This is a genomic window from Weizmannia agrestimuris, from assembly GCF_943193165.1.
Lineage (GTDB): Bacteria > Bacillota > Bacilli > Bacillales > Bacillaceae_C > Weizmannia > Weizmannia faecalis.
Genome location: NZ_CALPDC010000001.1, coordinates 159,974 through 175,833, shown reverse-complemented (window position 1 = coordinate 175,833; position 15,860 = coordinate 159,974). Strand labels below are relative to the sequence as shown.

The following is a 15,860-nucleotide window of genomic DNA, read 5'->3' as shown; positions in this document are numbered from 1 at the left end:
GCCTTTCCCATCCAGTCTACTTGCATTTTAACATAAACACAGTGGATACACGAATGAGTTGATTCTTTTCATAAATATCAAGCGTACCTTAAAAATGGGAAACATCTTTCGCGCGTTCGCCGGCTCGCCCTTTTTTCCTTTCAAAAAGCATGTTTCCGGCTGCCGCCCATTCCTCCAGCCCGGAAAGCGACGGACCAACTGTCACGCTTTTCCGGCAAAAAACGGGTCGCCTTCCTCAGAAAAAGTTAGTTGTCGTTTTTTTCCTGCAGCTCGGAAAGATAGCTCCAGCGTTCAATAAGGCCTTCCAGCCGCTCGTTTTCTTCTTCGAGCGCTTTTGAAATGTCCTGGGCCCTGACAAAATCGGAGCCGGCTTGTTCCAATTGTTCGTTCAGTGCGGCAATGGCTTGCTCGCATGCTTCAATTTTTTCGTCTATCTCTTCCCATTCCCGCTGCTCATTGTAAGACCATTTTTTTCGTTTCGGTTCCCGTTTAGACTTCGGCACATCCGTTTTTTCCTCCTGTGCCGGCGTTTCATGCGCGATTTCGAGGTAGTCGCTGTAACGGCCAAAAAAGCGGCTGATTTTGCCGCCGCCTTCAAAAATAAGCAGCTGCTCCGCGGTTTTATCAAGAAAATAGCGGTCGTGTGAAACCGAGATGACGACGCCCGGAAACTCTCCGATATAATCTTCAAGCACGGTAAGCGTCTCCGTATCGAGATCATTCGTCGGTTCGTCCAAAAGCAGCACATTTGGCCGCGACATCAGAAGCCTGAGCAAATACAGCCTGCGCTTTTCGCCGCCCGACAGTTTTCTGACCGGGGTGCCGTGCGTGTGCATGTCAAAAAGAAATCTTTCCAGCATTTGCGCGGCGGAAATCGTTTCCCCGTCTTTTGTTGTCACCGTATCCCCCGCTTCCCGTATATACTCGATCATCCGCTTATCTTCATTCATGCCTGGCGTTTCCTGACGGTAATACGCGATTTTGACGGTCTGCCCGGTGAGGCGTTCCCCGGAATCGAGCGGAATCCTGCCAGCGAGAATGTTCATCAAAGTTGATTTTCCGCTTCCATTTTTCCCGACGATGCCGATCCGGTCACCAGGCTTTACGAGCAGGTTGAAATCCTTTAGAATCGTCTCTGAACCGAACGCTTTATTAGCATGCTGCAGTTCAAAAACCTGTTTGCCGAGGCGGCTGCCGGACAAAGCGATATCGGCTTCCTGCTGCCGGGGGCTTTTACCGAGGCTGGATTCCAGTTCTTCAAAACGCCCGATCCTTGCTTTTTGTTTTGTCGAACGCGCCTTTGCCCCGCGCTTCATCCAGGCAAGCTCCCGCCTGTACAAATTTTTCCGTTTTTCTTCCTGCTGCAGTTGCGCTTCTTCCCGCTGCGCTTTTGCTTCCATAAAATCCTGGTAATTCCCTTTGTAGCTGTACAGTTTTCCACCATTAAGCTCGAAAATCCGGTTTGCCGCCCGGTCGAGGAAATAGCGGTCATGTGTCACAAACAGGACAGAACGGGGATATTTTGCAATAAATGCTTCCAGCCACTTGACAGCCGGATAGTCGAGATGGTTGGTCGGCTCATCCAAAATCAACAAATCGGGTGTTTCCATTAATACCCGGGCAAGGGCGACCCGCTTTTTCTGTCCGCCTGACAATCCCGAAATTTTTCTGTCCAAATCGCGGATGCCAAGTTTTGAAAGGACCGTCTGTGCATTGGCGCCGGCTTCCCATGCACCGCCGGCATCCATTTCTTTTTGCAGCCGGAACAATCGATCCTGTTTGTCTGCATTTCCCGGATCCTTCCCGACTTCAAGCAGCGCCTCTTCATAGGAACGTAAAAGCGCCATAATTGGAGACTCGCTTTTATATACCTGTTCAAGGACCGTGAAGGCCGGATTCAGTTCAGGCTCCTGCGGCAAATAACCAATGGTATAATCGTTCGGCGTGCTCAGTTCCCCGCTATCCGCTTCATCCTGTCCCGCAATGATTTTCAGCAGGCTCGATTTTCCGGTGCCATTGACGCCGACAAGGCCGATCCGTTCCTGTTCCCCAATGTGGAAAGAAAGATCACCAAACAGCACTTTTTCCCCGTAAGATTTTGTCAGTCCCTGAGCTTGAAATATTTTCATCGTTCAACATTCCATTCTTTGAAAAATTCCTGTAAAAACTGCTCCATAAAGTAGTGGCGTTCTTCTGCAAGTTTTTTCGCCGTCTCAGTGTACAGCCTATCTTTTAAAAGTAATAGCTTTTCATAAAAATGATGGATCGAGGAAGTTTTCCCGTTTCGATATTCTTCTTCAGTCATTTGTTTTCTCACTGGCAGTTCCGGGTCATAGAGCGGCTGACCCTTTTTTCCGCCGTATGCGAATGCGCGAGCGATCCCAATTGCCCCGATTGCATCCAACCGGTCGGCATCACGGACAGCCATTGCCTCAAAATGCAACAGTTCTGTTTCATTGCCGCCTTTAAAAGAAATGCTTGCAACGATATTTTGAATTTGCTCTTTTTGATATTCCGCTAGCGGCAGGCTGTTTAAAAAGGCCTTCAGTTTTTTCGCCCCTTTCTGGTTGTCCGCGTTCAGCTTTACGTCCGGAATATCGTGCAAAAGGGCGCTAGCTTCAATGATAAATCGATCACCTTTTTCCTCTTTTTCCGCAATATAGAGTGCAAGCCCGCGGACACGCCTAATGTGGTGCCAGTCATGACCGGAAGCATCTCCGCTGTGGAAAGCGCGGGCGAACAGTTCAATCTGTAAAAGAACCGGATGTTTATACATAAATGCCCCTTTCTTTGCCTTCATTTTATCATGTTTTTTGGGCAAGCAAGCCAAAAGCTGCACGACAGAGCATGCAGCTTTTGTTAGACCCTCATCCGGCGCAAAGTCTTCACGGCATCTGCGGGCATCTTAAGCAAATCATCCATTAAATCTTCCGTTATCAGCCGGGCAAAATCGATGGCAACTTCTTCGGTTACACCCGAGCGTGATGAGCGGACAGTCCTTTCCTCGATGCGGCGCCGGTTGCCGTTTCCCCATGCGGAAAAGATAATCTGTTTATAATCAGCGGATCGGTCTCTGTTTTTCCAGGAAAAAGTTACGGCCGCACTGGCACCCGCTTTGGCGCCGGACGCGAGATCCAGTATTTCCGCCGCCAGCTGCCCGAGCGAAGCCGAAAGACAGATCGTTACGCTTGCTTCCTGCCATTCCGGAAGCTGAAGCGTAATGCGGTATTCCCGGGACATTTCCGCCAGGTCGACCAGGTCTTTTCTTCCGGTGATGGATGCTTCCCCTCGTAAATCAAGCTCATAGGCAGCACCTTCGAATACAGTCTTCATATTTTCAAAAGCAGTTGGGTCAAACATCGCCTGTCCCCCGTTTAAAAGAGCCCGGATGCGCGGCCGTCCGCATCAACATCCATCCGGTAAGCGGCCGGTTCTTTCGGAAGACCCGGCATGGTCAGAACGTCTCCTGTCAGGGCAACGATAAACCCGGCGCCAAGCTTCGGGACAAGTTCGCGGACATGGATCGCAAAATCATACGGACGGCACGTTTTGTGCGGGTCATCGGATAAGGAATACTGCGTTTTTGCAATACAAACAGGAAGATGTCCCCATCCGAATTGTTCAAATTCGCGGATTTGTTTTTGCGCCTTCGCGGAAAATTCGGCACCGCGGCCGCCATACACCTGACGCACAATCGCCTCTATCTTCTCTTCAATGGTTGATTCAAGCGGGTAAACCGGCCTGAATGTATGTGGCTGTTTGGCGGCTTCCAGCAGTTTGGCCGCAAGATCTATGCCACCTGCGCCCCCTTTTTCCCACACTTCCGTAAGCGACACAGGAATGCCACGTTCACTGCACCAATTTTCTAAGACAGCAATTTCCGCATCACTGTCCGATATAAACCGGTTGATGGCAACGACAAACGGCAGACCGAATGAAGCGATCGTTTCAACATGTTTTTGCAGGTTTAAAAGCCCGGCTTCAAGAGCCGCAATATTTTCTGCCGCCAAATCTTCCTTTGACACCCCGCCGTGCATTTTTAATGCGCGGATGGTGGCGACAATCACAACGCCGTCCGGTTTCAAGCCGGCTGCCCGCGCTTTAATGTCGAGGAATTTTTCAGCACCGAGATCGGCACCAAAGCCGGCTTCCGTGACGACATAATCGGCCAGTTTCAAAGCGGTTTTGGTCGCCATCACGCTGTTGCAGCCGTGCGCAATATTGGCAAACGGGCCACCGTGGACAAGCGCCGGTGTATGTTCGATCGTCTGGACAAGATTCGGTTTCAAAGCATCTTTCAGCAATAAGGCAATCGCGCCTTCGATTCCGAGGTCACCGACGGTCACGGGTTTCTTTTCGTAATTGTAGGCTACAACGATGTTCGCAATCCGCCTTTTTAAATCTTCGAGATCTTCCGCCAGGCATAAAACGGCCATCAGTTCAGAAGCCACCGTAATGTCAAATCCGTCTTCACGGGGCACGCCCTGGCCGGGACCGCCGAGACCGACGACCACATGGCGCAGCGCCCGGTCATTTAAATCGACCGCCCGCTTCCAGACAATGCGGCGCTGGTCAATCTGCAATCGATTTCCCTGGTGGATATGATTGTCCAGCAAAGCGGAAATGGCATTATTGGCAGCGGTAATCGCATGAAAATCGCCTGTGAAATGAAGATTGATCTCTTCCATCGGCAAGACTTGTGCATAACCGCCGCCCGTTGCGCCCCCTTTCAGCCCCATGACCGGTCCGAGTGATGGCTCCCTTAAGGCAATCACGGTTTTATGGCCCAGCTGTTTTAATGCATCGCCGAGTCCGATTGTGACGGTTGACTTGCCTTCCCCAGCCGGCGTCGGATTGATGGAAGTGACAAGAAATAATTTTCCGTCTTTTTTGGTTTTAAGCTGCTTGATTTTTTCATATGTAATTTTCGCCTTGTATTTCCCGTAATATTCAAGGTCTTCTTCTGCAAGCTGCACGGTTTCCGCAATTTCTTTGATCGGTTTCAGCGAAGCATGCTGTGCAATATCAATATCCGTCTTTCCAATCGAATGGCTTGGCAATGTCAAATCCTCCGCTTCATCAAAAATCTGCTTCCATCTTCTATTCTACATACCCCTGTAGCCCATTGCACCTGAAAAAAGGATTTTTTCACCCATACCGGAAAATCGTTTGGCTCTAGCCCTAATTTTCTGCATAAAGGCGCCATGCGAAGTTTGTTTTCCGGCTGGCGGGAAAGAGCCCTGCTTGCATCAAGCAGGGAGGGTTCTAAATCCTGATGCGTGCCGGCAGACAGCCTTTTAGGCAACATGCCCCATCATCCGGTGCATAAAAAGGAACCAGCACCCATTTCAAGGGCAGGGAGGCCGGAAAATTCAATCCTCGTTTTGTGCCTGAAGCCGCTTCAGGTCGTTCACCCGGCCCGGATCTTCCTCAAAGTATTGGACAAGGTCTCCGATCCGGTCAATGGAATTCCAGCTCAGGTGATGTTCAATTCCTTCTACATCTCTATAAATATTTTCTTCGTCGACCCCGATGATCCTTAAAAACTGTTCAAGCAAATGATGGCGGTCGACGAGCCGTTTTCCAATTTTTTTACCTTTTGGGGTGAGGACCAGTCCGCGGTATTTTTCATAAACAAGATAATCATCCTTATCCAGCTTCTGTACCATTTTCGTGACGGATGAAGGATGAACGGAAAGCGCTTCTGCAATATCAGAAACACGCGCATATCCTTTGCTTTCAATCAGAATAAAAATCTGTTCAATGTAGTCTTCCATACTAGGTGTCGGCATCCACGGGCCCCCATTCTTACAACAAATATTGAGTCTGCCGGTACAATAACAATACCATCAGTTTACTATAATCACGGATGATGTACAAGAATTCCTGAAAAAAGCTGCGCCAGTTTTAAACCGCTTGCAAATTTAAGAATTCACAACAATTTTCCCTCATTTTTGATTCGTTTGTCTTGACTATCCATACCGGATGGAGTATATTAATTATAACATTAAACAAGTGATTTCCCAGACCTTGATGGCGGTTTTTCATCTGTTTAATGCAACATTTTTTGGCACGAACGTGCTTTTGATTTAGGAGGATTAAGAAATGCAAAACGGTAAAGTAAAATGGTTCAATAACGAAAAAGGCTACGGGTTCATTGAAGTTGAAGGTGGAGACGATGTTTTCGTTCATTTCACCGCTATTCAAGGTGAAGGATTCAAAACATTGGAAGAAGGCCAAGCTGTTTCTTTCGACATCGTTGAAGGCAACCGCGGACCTCAGGCAGCGAATGTAACAAAACTTTCATAAATCATAGAATGCAACGAGGCTGGCTTTTATGCCAGCCTTTTATTTTTCTGCATTTGTGTAAGTCCTCACAATACCGGATTGTGGCATTTTTCCGGTTGTTGCATCAGTATACTGTTTACAGTCTGCGATGTCTTCCGCCACGCCTGTTGTCTGAGCCGACTTTGTTCGATTTAATACGGCAAGACGGGCAACCGTTTTCGGGTGCCGCCTGTTTCCCGCATTTTGTAACACCCGTCACGATAACCGGTCGCCGTATTTTTTCAGCTTTTCGCCTACCGTGCATTGCCGGATGCAAAACTGGTGGGCATATTTTTTCCCACGTGTTTTCCGGAAATGCGATTTTAAAAAACAGCCTTCACAATACGTCTTTAATATTTCATCCACTTCCCGGATGAGTTGTTTTCTTTCCATCTTTATCCCTTCTTTCTTTCCGCCAGCTTTCCCATCCGCATTGCACGTGCATTTATCCATTGCGGCACGCCTGACTTTCCCGGGGATCCCTTTATCAAAATTTCCCCGAATTTGGGCATGCTATAACAAGAGGTGATCAGGATGGCTAAAAAAGACAATACAAACCGCGGTAAAGCGGCAAATTCCGTTACGCCGCAAGGAATCGCACAGGATGCGGCATTCGCGCCGGACCCAAAAACAACCCTTGAAAACCGCGCGAAAAAGTCCAATACAAAAATCTGACAATCGCAAAACGGAGAAGAAAAACAGCATTCTTGTCCTGAATGCTGTTTTTCCACTTTCCGTCCCCAATTAAACCGGGCAAAGTGGTTAAGAAATGAAGCTTGCGTTTATCCGCGCTGTAACCAAATGGCGTTTTACCATTTTTAATTCCAGTTCCTCCATCAGTTCCATAAACGTTTCAGGAATCTGGCCAAACCGCGCTTCTTCCAAAGAAAAAGCCACAGGCACATCACAACGGATTTCAGCAAGTTTTCTGCTCAGGTGCAGCATCTCCAATCCCGCTTTGATTTTTTTCTGCTGCGACGGGGTGAGCTCCCCGAGATGCCCCAAAATGCCGCTGATGTTTCCAAACCGGCTGACGAGCTTAAACGCTGTTTTTTCACCGATCCCCTTCACACCCGGATACCCGTCGCTTGCATCGCCCATCAGCGCTTTTACATCGATAAACTGCCGCGGCGTCACCCCGTATTCGTCCATAAACGCCGCCTTTGTATAGGTTTTATAATTTCCGAACCCTTTTTGGAGGAGATGGACTTCCACATGGTCATCCAAAAGCTGCAAGATGTCGCGGTCGCCGGTCAAAATGGAAATATCCGCCTCGTCTTTGAACCGGCTGCTAAGGGTGCCAAGACAGTCGTCCGCTTCATACCCGGCCACTCCGACATTTGGAATTTCAAAAGCTTCCACTGTTTCTTTCGCCAGGTCAAATTGCGGAATCATCTCAACCGGCGGGACGTCCCGGTTTGCTTTATATTCACCGTACAGGTCGTTGCGGAACGTTTTGCTCCCCATATCCCAGCAAACGGCCACATGCGTCGGTTTTTTGTTCTCAGCCGCCAAAAGCAAATGGCGCAAAAAGCCCTGCACGCCGTTTGTCGGCATCCCTTTAGAATTCACCATAAACTGCCCCGTCACGGCAGTGGCATAAAAAGCCCGGAAAAGGAGCGCCATCCCGTCAATTAAAAGCAAATGCGGCCTCTTATTCATGCGATCACCTCATCAAATATCATCCTGTTATTATAACACAACCAGCAACTGGCCGCATTGAAAAAAGGCGGTTCTAAACGGGCGAACCATTGTGCCCGGTTGAAATCCAGCCGACCGTAGATCAAAGCAGGGAAAAATTCAACTGGGATCTACAAGATTTTCTTCCATCAACCGGTCGAGCGCGAGCAGGACGGCCATTTTGACATGCGCATACGTAAGGCCGCCCTGAACATAGGCGGTGTATGGCGGGCGGAGCGGGCCGTCGGCGGAAAGCTCGATGCTTGCCCCCTGGATAAACGTGCCAGCTGCCATGATGACATCGTCCGCATAACCGGGCATATCACTCGGGTATGGCGTCACATATGAATTCACCGGTGAAGCAAACTGGATCGCCTGGCAAAAGGCGACCATGCTGTCCGGGTCGCCAAATTCAACGGACTGGATGAGGTCCGTCCTCGGCGCATCCCATTTCGGATACGTATTCATCCCGGATTTTTCCAAGATTGCCGATGTAAACACCGCACCTTTTAATGCCTCTGCCACCACATGCGGCGCCAGAAAGAAGCCCTGGTACATCTCAAGAAGGCTGTAAAGCGATGCTCCTGCTTCCGCGCCAATTCCGGGAGATGTCATCCTGTAAGCGCAGCTTTCCACCCATTTTTTCTTCCCGACAATATAGCCGCCCGTTTTCGCAAGCCCGCCGCCCGGATTTTTGATAAGCGAACCGGCCATTAAATCCGCGCCAACATGGCATGGCTCCTTCTCCTCTACAAATTCGCCGTAGCAGTTGTCGACAAACACAACTGCATCCGGCTTGATTTCTTTTACAAAGCGGATCATTTCCCCGATCTCATCCACTGTAAACGAAGGTCTTGACGCATATCCTTTTGAGCGCTGGATCGCAACCATTTTTGTATGGGGATGGATCGCTTTTCTTACCGCTTCAAAATCGACCGTGCCGTCTTCCTTCAAGTTTACATAATTATAGGTTATGTTAAACTCCTGCAGCGAACCGTTGCCACTACCGTGCACCCCTGTAATTTCATCAAGCGTATCGTACGGCTTTCCGGTTATGTATAGCAATTCATCCCCCGGGCGGAGGACGCCGAAAAGCGCAATCGTAATCGCATGTGTCCCGGAAATGATTTGCGGGCGGACGAGCCCGGCTTCCGCGCCGAAAACATCGGCATATATGTTCTCAAGTGTTTCCCTGCCGGCGTCATCATAGCCGTATCCGGTCGACGGATAAAAATGCGACTCGCTCACTTTATACTTTTGAAAACTTTGCAAAACGCGGAACTGGTTCGCTTCCGCCCGTTTTTCTATTGCGCTGTGGACCGGGCGAATTTGACGCTCGGCCTCTTCTGCCATTTGCCTGAGTTTGGCACCATGAGTCAAATACTGGTACATCTTCTACACCTTTCCGTTCAAAATATGGGGTGCATGCAAGGCAACCCGCTGCATGCACCCGCGCGCAAGGTTTTTATTCAGCATATTGTTGTATCGCGCCCAGAACCGGATGGCCTGGAAGCGCATATCCCTTGCACTGGTATGCCTCATTTTCTTCTTTAAAAATTAGTTCTCTTAAAATGGTATCACTTTTTAAAACTGAAAGCAGCTTTCCTTCTGTTTGCGGGACAAGCGCGCGATACGGCACCATTTCGGCCAACACTTGTTTTTCAATTTCCAACAGCAGCCGGTGGATGTCTTTTTCGTCTTTCGCGCTGATCATGATGCTGTTTTGTGCATTGGGCACGAAATGGCTGTCTTTTATATCCATTTTATTGTAAACGGCAAGCTGCGGTAGATGGTTCATTTCCAGTTCGGAAAGCAGGCGCTGCACCGTTTTTTGATGGTTGTCATAATCCGGGTTGGAACTGTCAATGACATGCAAAAGCAAATCGGCTTCCCGCACTTCTTCTAAGGTCGAGCGGAACGCCGCAATCAGTGTCGTCGGCAAGTCCTGGATAAATCCGACCGTATCCGTCAACAAAGCCGTATAACCGCTTGGCAACACAACTTTTCTTGTCATCGGATCAAGCGTGGCAAACAGCTGGTTTTCTTCATAAGAATTTGCGGCAGACAGGCGGTTAAACAATGTCGATTTTCCGGCATTGGTATAGCCGACAAGCGCAATTTGAAACACATGGTTCTTTTTCCGCCTTTCGCGGTACCGCTCCCGGTGGTGGACAACCGTTTCAAGCTGCGCCTTGATTTCAGAAATGCGGCGGCGGATATGGCGGCGGTCCGTTTCAAGCTGGGTTTCCCCCGGCCCCCTCGTGCCGATTCCGCCCCCGAGCCGCGACAGCTCCGTCCCGCGCCCGCCAAGACGCGGCAGCAAATACTCAAGTTGCGCCAGTTCCACCTGGAGCTTCCCTTCTTTTGAGCGGGCACGCGTCGCAAAAATATCAAGGATGAGCTGTGTCCTGTCCAGCACGCGGCAATCCACCGCGGCCTGGAGATTGCGGAGCTGGCTCGGCGAAAGTTCCGCGTTAAAAACAATCAGATCAGCTTGCAGTTCTGAAACAAGCGCCCTTAGTTCCGCTACCTTGCCTTTTCCGATATACGTAGCAGCATCTACCCTGTCCCGTTTTTGTACGACTTCAAGCACCGCTTCCCCCTGCGCCGTTTCGACAAGCCGCTTCAGCTCCTCCATTGAATAGGCAAAACGGCTGTGGCTGATGCCGCTCCATTCGCATCCGACAAGAATTGCTCTTTCTTTTTTATTTTCCATTTCATCACCTGTTCCGTCCAGTATACCTGTTATCTTACCAAAAAACGCCCAAGTATAACATGTCGAGGCGCTTTTTTTGGGAAACAGGGCATGGCTTCATGCGATATCGCTTTTTTACCGCCCCCATTAAAAAAGCCCGGGCGCTGTTATGCCCGGGCTTACCTTTCTTAAAAATGTCTTCCCGGGCTGCTTATTTTCCGTGCGAAACATCTGGCCGAAAAAGCCGATTTAAGCTTCCCTACGGAAAATAAGCGCCTGCTGCAAACTGCATAGGATGCAGGCGTCAGTCCGGAAAAACAAGGTCACTGCTGCGCAGCGTGACCAGCTCATGGCGGTCATAGCAAGCCTGCATTAACAGCCGCATGGCCTGGGCGCGCACTGACTTTTCAATTACATTCCGCACATACCGGCCGTTTGAAAAACTGGCAGGGGTGCTCGTTGTTTTGACAAAAGCCAGATGATCGCGAAGCTTCCGTTCTGCATCCAAACTGAGCGTATACTCTTTTTCCGTCAGCATCCTTTTCCCGATATCCATGAGTTCCTCTACCGAGTAATCAGGAAAGTTGAACACGATCGGAAACCGGGAATACAGTCCCGGATTCAGGCTCAGGAAATAATCCATTTCGTTTGAATAGCCGGCCAAAATTAAAATAAATTCGTGCTGTTTGTCTTCCATATGCTTTACAAGCGTATCGATTGCTTCTTTCCCGAAATCTTTCTCGCCGCCGCGGCCGAGAGAGTACGCTTCATCAATAAATAAAATGCCGCCGATCGCTTTTTTAATCAAATCTCTTGTCTTTTGCGCCGTATGGCCGATGTATTCGCCAACCAGATCGGCCCTTTCCGCCTCAATCAAGTGGCCTTTTGACAATACATTCATTTTATGGAACAATTTCCCGATCAATCGGGCGACAGTTGTTTTGCCGGTTCCGGGATTGCCTTTAAACATCATATGAAGGGCCTGCTTTCCCGTTTTTAACCCGGCGGCTTCCCTTTTCTTGTTAATATAGATCCAGGCATAAACTTCTTTAACCATTTTTTTGATTTCTTCCATTCCGACGAGCGTGCCAAGTTCATCTTCAATTTCTTTTAAAATTTCATGTTCTGCTGATAAATCTTTTTTGCCGGTTTCTATTTTCGGCTGGGGAATAACGGCCTCCCTTTGGCCCGCATGGAGGACAATATTGATCTGGCCGTTATTTTTCATACGAATCGGTTGATCCATCACCGCCACCTCGCATTCTACAGACAATATACGCGGATTGGGCCGGGAGTGTGACAAATGCCCACGTACAAAAACTTGTTGTCCGGCATAAGAAAACCGGTTGTTTTTCAAATCCGCACCGGTCGAAAATCAGCACCATCCAAAATGGCGGGGGAAATTGTCGGTTTTTGCGCTTTCCCGAGAAATAATGATCTGTATCAGTTTATGTTTCAGAAGCGGATAACAGTACACATATTTAAAATGCCCGGCAAGCTGCCGGACATTTTGTTTTAATTTTCCTCGAAATTGATTTGAACATTTTTTTGCGGCTGGAACGTTGAAATCGCATGTTTGAAAACGAGTTGCTGTTTGCCGTCTGTTTCAATCAGCACGGTGAAGTTATCAAAGCCTTTTACCTGGCCGCGAAGCTGAAAGCCGTTCATCAAAAAGACTGTGACAACCGTACCGTCTTTCCGCAATTGGTTTAAGTACTGGTCCTGAATATTGATGGCTTTGTTCATTGCGAATCCTCCTCTTTCTCTCTATTTTAACCTGCTCATGACTAAAGCCGCGAGATTCCTGCAAACGCCGGTGGATCTCCGGTGATTTTAGCAGGCAGCCCCCGCAGTTTCTGCGGTTCGGTGCCCGGAGCATCTCATGACTGAAGTCACGCGTGTTCCTGGCTATACTCTATATTATAAACTATTCGATTTTAATTGTAGCTTTCCTGCTATGAAAGCGGAAATTTCTTTAAATTTTTTTTCCTTTTCTTCCTCTTTTGTCATGTCAAACCACTCAATTTCCATCTTATTGCGGAACCAGGTAAGCTGTCTTTTGGCAAAACGCCTTGTATTTTGTTTTAAGCGGGAAACAGCCTCGTCAAGGGTCATGCGCCCGTCAAAGTAATCGTAAAGCTCTTTGTAGCCGATCGCCTGGATGGACTGGACACCGCGCAAATTTTTGTCATACAACTTTCTCACTTCCTCGATTAAACCGCGTTCCATCATTTGATCGACCCGTTCGTTAATGCGTTGATACAGCTTCTCCCTCTCCATCACAAGCCCAATGAGCGCCGCACAATAAAGCGGTTCATCCTGTTGCTGTTTCTTGTAGTCTTGCATCGTCCTACCGGAAAAATGGCCTACTTCCAACGCCCGGATCACCCTTCTGACATTATGTGGATGAATCTTTGCGGCACTTTCCGGATCGGTTTTTTCCAGTAATTTATAAAGCAGGCCGGGCCCTTCCCGCCTTGCAATCTTTTCAAGTTCCGCGCGGTATGCCGGATCTCCGGCAATGTCCGAAAAACGGTAATCGTATAAGACAGATTGTATGTAAAGCCCTGTGCCGCCGACGATCATGGGCAACTTGCCGCGGGAAGCAATATCGCTTATTTTTTCCCGTACCAGTTGCTGGAATTCAGCAACCGAAAAAGACTCATCCGGATTTTTAATGTCGATCAGGTGATGGGGAATCCCTTCCATTTCAGCCTGCGTAATTTTTGCTGTGCCGATATCCATGCCTCTGTATACTTGCATCGAATCGCCGCTGATGATTTCAGCATTGAATTTTTTCGCGAGGCGGATGCTAAGTGCCGTTTTTCCTGATGCTGTCGGGCCGATCAGTACGATCAGTTTTTGTTTTGCCATTCGTACCCTACCTTTTATGCCGGAGATTGCAGCATTCTTTAAATCCCCGGATTTTTCCGTCTCTATCGTACCATAAAACAGCAAACAGAACATCTATACAGTTTCCCTTTTTTCGGGATTTTATTCATCCTTGAAAATTCACTTACGAAAAAATATTTAAAAAAGTGTGTATAGGGCTAAAGTCCTGCTTCACATCCGGTCCATTTATACTATATAATAAGGATAATCATTATGATCTATGTAAGGCAGGTTTTTTCGTATGGTTAAAAATGACGAACGCATCATTTTCATCATTGAATTAGGGCGGCTTTTAGATGAATACCACAAATGCCCGTATGAGGCTGTGAAAAAAAGCATATATGAAGATATCGTTTTGCTCAGGCATGCCATTGACCCTGATTCAAACGATATGCCTGCCAGCTCCGCAAAAAAACCATCTTAAGCACAACCGCCTCCAAAACACGCTCATGCTGCCTTTTCTTCAAAACTGTTTTTCTAATCTTCTTATTTTTCTCCGAAAGGGATGTTTGCATGGAAAAAACGAATCAGTATCTCATACTTGCCTCTGCCCATCTGTCCCGCAATATTTTCATCCTCCGCGAACAATTGATGCAGTGTGCCAAACAAAACGGCATGAACCACCCGGAAACAATCCGCCAAAGCCAATTATTGGACAAACTGATTTATGAATACCAGCTGGTAATGCTCGCACAAAGCAAAGACGGCTCTTTCCATGATTAATTCCTTCCATCCGCCCAATACCTTAAAACAAAGACCAGTCGCTGCTTTTCTGCACGTCGTCGTGATGGTGGCCCGTCAGCCGTTGCATCCTGGAAAAGTGGCCTCCGGCGTGGCGCTTGCAATCGACGAGGAAACAAAAGGACTTGTACGGCCCGTGATTGAAAGCAATCTGCGCCTTGCAAAACAAATGAGATGTCATACCGCATCGAATGCGGCACCAGCGGAAGATGAGAATCAGCCGGCGCATATTTTCAGGACAGAGATGAATTCCTATGGATTGGATTAAAAATGCAATATATAATGGATGGTGATAGAAATTCACCCCGAAGAAGAAGCTCATCAAAACCATTTGAAAGGAGATTGATAATGGATCAGAAGCTGGAACTTATCCTTAAGAAGCTAAGCTCACTGGAATCGGGTCAAAAAGAGCTGAACCAAAAGTTTGAAGCCTTAGAATCCGGCCAAAAAGAACTGAACAATAAGTTTGAAGTCTTAGAATCGGGTCAAAAAGAACTGGGACAAATTGTCAGAACCATACGCGACCGCCAGGAAGAAACAGATGCAAAGATTGATGCCCTATCAATGGATGTCCACCATGTCCACGGTGAGATTGCAGGCGTCAAAGAGGAAATCAAAGATCTTCGGAATGGTGTCATTTTTGTAAATAGAAAAGTTGCAGACGCAGAATTCGAAATTAATATGATGAAGCAAAATAAAAATCAGTGACCAAATCGTATATGTAAAGGAAGTTGCCCCTCTGTAAAGTCATTTGCAGATGAAAATCGGATGAATGCATGGAAACCTCAGTCTATTTGATAGATATGTATTCTATATTCTTTAACACGATGGTATCCAATTGCTCATACCGAAGTTGTTCCGTCCACTACAAGAATTAGGTATATATGGAAGTTATAACATCTTTTTCATTGGTGACTATATAAAATCATTTAAGTGAACTTGGAGGAGAATTATAGTGAGAAAAATCATTTCAGTCGCAGTTGCTTCCGGCCTAATTTTCGGAGTATCGTTTGCTGCTTCTCATGATGTTGATGCGGCAAAGGCAAAGACTTATGCCAACTGTAAAGCCTTGAATAAAGATTACAAAGGCGGCGTTGCAAGAAGTAAAAGCGCAAAAAACAAAGGTGGAAAGACACACTATAAGCCATACGTTTCAAAAGCATTGTATGACAAAAATAAAACAAAAGACAGGGACCATGATAGTATCGCTTGTGAAAGATAGGAAAAGGCCCTCTAGGCTTTTTCTTAGAATCAAAGACGGAACCTATATGGCGTGAACAGCGATTCTAAACAAGGCGTCATCACAATGAATGACAAAAGTCAAGAATCAGAACAAAAAACTTCACCCCCTCTCGTATTATCCAAAGCACTTATCGTTAACGGGCTGATGGGCCTTTAGTGGAAGATGGTATCGATACGCTAGTAAAAGGTTGAACAATACAACGATCTCAAACATGTTTGAAATGTGGTCAAATTGTGGTCAAACACCCGTTAAAAAGATTGAAACCCCTTGATCATCAAGGGG

General features: G+C 47.6%; 19 protein-coding genes. 7 read left to right on the top strand and 12 right to left on the bottom strand.

Features of this window, described 5'->3' with window-relative positions:
- Positions 1–245: 245 nt before the first annotated feature.
- The 5 genes from NFR98_RS00850 to mntR all read right to left on the bottom strand — a co-directional run bounded on the left by NFR98_RS00850 (position 246) and on the right by mntR (position 5,792).
- On the bottom strand, positions 246–2,129 hold the full coding sequence (locus tag NFR98_RS00850) for an ABC-F family ATP-binding cassette domain-containing protein (protein ID WP_026683686.1): 1,884 nt from the start codon (positions 2,127–2,129) through the stop codon (positions 246–248).
- The gene (locus NFR98_RS00845) at positions 2,126–2,776 is read right to left on the bottom strand and encodes an HD domain-containing protein (RefSeq protein ID WP_035185082.1); all 651 of its coding nucleotides are present in this window, start codon (positions 2,774–2,776) and stop codon (positions 2,126–2,128) included. The genes NFR98_RS00850 and NFR98_RS00845 overlap by 4 nt, the downstream gene beginning before the upstream one ends.
- 83 nt (positions 2,777–2,859) lie before the next feature.
- On the bottom strand, positions 2,860–3,360 hold the full coding sequence (locus NFR98_RS00840) for a hypothetical protein (protein ID WP_026683684.1): 501 nt from the start codon (positions 3,358–3,360) through the stop codon (positions 2,860–2,862).
- Between the two features lie 14 nt (positions 3,361–3,374).
- Positions 3,375–5,060, bottom strand: coding sequence for a formate--tetrahydrofolate ligase (locus NFR98_RS00835; RefSeq protein ID WP_014098473.1), 1,686 nt, complete (start codon positions 5,058–5,060; stop codon positions 3,375–3,377).
- A gap of 312 nt (positions 5,061–5,372) precedes the next feature.
- On the bottom strand, positions 5,373–5,792 hold the full coding sequence (gene mntR, locus NFR98_RS00830; RefSeq protein ID WP_014098475.1) for a transcriptional regulator MntR: 420 nt from the start codon (positions 5,790–5,792) through the stop codon (positions 5,373–5,375).
- 313 nt (positions 5,793–6,105) lie between these two features.
- Between mntR and cspD the strand changes: the two genes are divergently transcribed.
- Complete coding sequence (gene cspD, locus NFR98_RS00825; RefSeq protein WP_013859190.1) at positions 6,106–6,309, top strand: cold-shock protein CspD; 204 nt, start codon at positions 6,106–6,108, stop codon at positions 6,307–6,309.
- Positions 6,310–6,543: 234 nt separating this feature from the next.
- Here the strand turns inward: cspD and NFR98_RS00820 are convergent, their stop codons facing one another.
- Positions 6,544–6,720 (bottom strand): zinc-finger domain-containing protein, encoded by a 177-nt coding sequence (locus tag NFR98_RS00820; RefSeq protein ID WP_014098476.1) that lies wholly within the window; start codon positions 6,718–6,720, stop codon positions 6,544–6,546.
- A gap of 141 nt (positions 6,721–6,861) precedes the next feature.
- On the opposite strand from NFR98_RS00820, the gene sspL reads away from it, so the two are divergent.
- Positions 6,862–7,002 carry a small, acid-soluble spore protein L gene (gene sspL / locus NFR98_RS00815; protein WP_013859188.1) on the top strand — a complete coding sequence of 47 codons (141 nt, stop codon included), beginning with the start codon at positions 6,862–6,864 and terminating at the stop codon, positions 7,000–7,002.
- An 87-nt stretch (positions 7,003–7,089) separates the two neighbouring features.
- Here the strand turns inward: sspL and NFR98_RS00810 are convergent, their stop codons facing one another.
- The 6 genes from NFR98_RS00810 to miaA all read right to left on the bottom strand — a co-directional run bounded on the left by NFR98_RS00810 (position 7,090) and on the right by miaA (position 13,576).
- The gene (locus tag NFR98_RS00810) at positions 7,090–7,989 is read right to left on the bottom strand and encodes a 5'-3' exonuclease (RefSeq protein WP_026683683.1); all 900 of its coding nucleotides are present in this window, start codon (positions 7,987–7,989) and stop codon (positions 7,090–7,092) included.
- Between the two features lie 138 nt (positions 7,990–8,127).
- Positions 8,128–9,399: a methionine gamma-lyase family protein gene (locus NFR98_RS00805; protein WP_014098478.1), complete on the bottom strand. Its 1,272-nt coding sequence runs from the start codon at positions 9,397–9,399 to the stop codon at positions 8,128–8,130.
- Positions 9,400–9,472: 73 nt separating this feature from the next.
- Positions 9,473–10,723 carry a GTPase HflX gene (hflX, locus tag NFR98_RS00800; RefSeq protein WP_014098479.1) on the bottom strand — a complete coding sequence of 417 codons (1,251 nt, stop codon included), beginning with the start codon at positions 10,721–10,723 and terminating at the stop codon, positions 9,473–9,475.
- A 283-nt stretch (positions 10,724–11,006) separates the two neighbouring features.
- Positions 11,007–11,948: a stage V sporulation protein K gene (gene spoVK, locus NFR98_RS00795; protein WP_014098480.1), complete on the bottom strand. Its 942-nt coding sequence runs from the start codon at positions 11,946–11,948 to the stop codon at positions 11,007–11,009.
- A gap of 269 nt (positions 11,949–12,217) precedes the next feature.
- A complete protein-coding gene (gene hfq, locus NFR98_RS00790) occupies positions 12,218–12,448 on the bottom strand; it encodes an RNA chaperone Hfq (RefSeq protein WP_013859183.1) in 231 nt (76 codons plus the stop codon).
- 174 nt (positions 12,449–12,622) lie between these two features.
- Positions 12,623–13,576, bottom strand: a complete 954-nt coding sequence (gene miaA / locus NFR98_RS00785; RefSeq protein WP_026683682.1) for a tRNA (adenosine(37)-N6)-dimethylallyltransferase MiaA — start codon at positions 13,574–13,576, stop codon at positions 12,623–12,625.
- 259 nt (positions 13,577–13,835) lie between these two features.
- On the opposite strand from miaA, the gene NFR98_RS00780 reads away from it, so the two are divergent.
- From NFR98_RS00780 to NFR98_RS00760, 5 genes are all read left to right on the top strand, one after another.
- Positions 13,836–14,018 carry a hypothetical protein gene (locus NFR98_RS00780; protein ID WP_014098483.1) on the top strand — a complete coding sequence of 61 codons (183 nt, stop codon included), beginning with the start codon at positions 13,836–13,838 and terminating at the stop codon, positions 14,016–14,018.
- A gap of 89 nt (positions 14,019–14,107) precedes the next feature.
- Positions 14,108–14,317, top strand: a complete 210-nt coding sequence (locus NFR98_RS00775; protein ID WP_014098484.1) for an aspartyl-phosphate phosphatase Spo0E family protein — start codon at positions 14,108–14,110, stop codon at positions 14,315–14,317.
- Complete coding sequence (locus NFR98_RS00770; protein ID WP_026683681.1) at positions 14,310–14,603, top strand: hypothetical protein; 294 nt, start codon at positions 14,310–14,312, stop codon at positions 14,601–14,603. The genes NFR98_RS00775 and NFR98_RS00770 overlap by 8 nt, the downstream gene beginning before the upstream one ends.
- An 80-nt stretch (positions 14,604–14,683) precedes the next feature.
- Positions 14,684–15,043: a hypothetical protein gene (locus NFR98_RS00765; RefSeq protein WP_026683680.1), complete on the top strand. Its 360-nt coding sequence runs from the start codon at positions 14,684–14,686 to the stop codon at positions 15,041–15,043.
- Positions 15,044–15,290: 247 nt separating this feature from the next.
- Positions 15,291–15,557 (top strand): excalibur calcium-binding domain-containing protein, encoded by a 267-nt coding sequence (locus NFR98_RS00760; RefSeq protein ID WP_014098487.1) that lies wholly within the window; start codon positions 15,291–15,293, stop codon positions 15,555–15,557.
- Positions 15,558–15,860 lie beyond the last annotated feature (303 nt).

Bases quoted from the DNA above. Each gene is read 5' to 3' on its own strand.
- NFR98_RS00850 (WP_026683686.1), bottom strand. From the start codon at position 2,129: ATGAAAATATTTCAAGCTCAGGGACTGACAAAATCTTACGGGGAAAAA.
- NFR98_RS00845 (WP_035185082.1), bottom strand. From the start codon at position 2,776: ATGTATAAACATCCGGTTCTTTTACAGATTGAACTGTTCGCCCGCGCT.
- NFR98_RS00840 (WP_026683684.1), bottom strand. From the start codon at position 3,360: ATGTTTGACCCAACTGCTTTTGAAAATATGAAGACTGTATTCGAAGGT.
- mntR (WP_014098475.1), bottom strand. From the start codon at position 5,792: ATGCCGACACCTAGTATGGAAGACTACATTGAACAGATTTTTATTCTG.
- cspD (WP_013859190.1), top strand. From the start codon at position 6,106: ATGCAAAACGGTAAAGTAAAATGGTTCAATAACGAAAAAGGCTACGGG.
- NFR98_RS00820 (WP_014098476.1), bottom strand. From the start codon at position 6,720: ATGGAAAGAAAACAACTCATCCGGGAAGTGGATGAAATATTAAAGACG.
- sspL (WP_013859188.1), top strand. From the start codon at position 6,862: ATGGCTAAAAAAGACAATACAAACCGCGGTAAAGCGGCAAATTCCGTT.
- NFR98_RS00810 (WP_026683683.1), bottom strand. From the start codon at position 7,989: ATGAATAAGAGGCCGCATTTGCTTTTAATTGACGGGATGGCGCTCCTT.
- NFR98_RS00805 (WP_014098478.1), bottom strand. From the start codon at position 9,399: ATGTACCAGTATTTGACTCATGGTGCCAAACTCAGGCAAATGGCAGAA.
- hflX (WP_014098479.1), bottom strand. From the start codon at position 10,723: ATGGAAAATAAAAAAGAAAGAGCAATTCTTGTCGGATGCGAATGGAGC.
- spoVK (WP_014098480.1), bottom strand. From the start codon at position 11,948: ATGGATCAACCGATTCGTATGAAAAATAACGGCCAGATCAATATTGTC.
- hfq (WP_013859183.1), bottom strand. From the start codon at position 12,448: ATGAACAAAGCCATCAATATTCAGGACCAGTACTTAAACCAATTGCGG.
- miaA (WP_026683682.1), bottom strand. From the start codon at position 13,576: ATGGCAAAACAAAAACTGATCGTACTGATCGGCCCGACAGCATCAGGA.
- NFR98_RS00780 (WP_014098483.1), top strand. From the start codon at position 13,836: ATGGTTAAAAATGACGAACGCATCATTTTCATCATTGAATTAGGGCGG.
- NFR98_RS00775 (WP_014098484.1), top strand. From the start codon at position 14,108: ATGGAAAAAACGAATCAGTATCTCATACTTGCCTCTGCCCATCTGTCC.
- NFR98_RS00770 (WP_026683681.1), top strand. From the start codon at position 14,310: ATGATTAATTCCTTCCATCCGCCCAATACCTTAAAACAAAGACCAGTC.
- NFR98_RS00765 (WP_026683680.1), top strand. From the start codon at position 14,684: ATGGATCAGAAGCTGGAACTTATCCTTAAGAAGCTAAGCTCACTGGAA.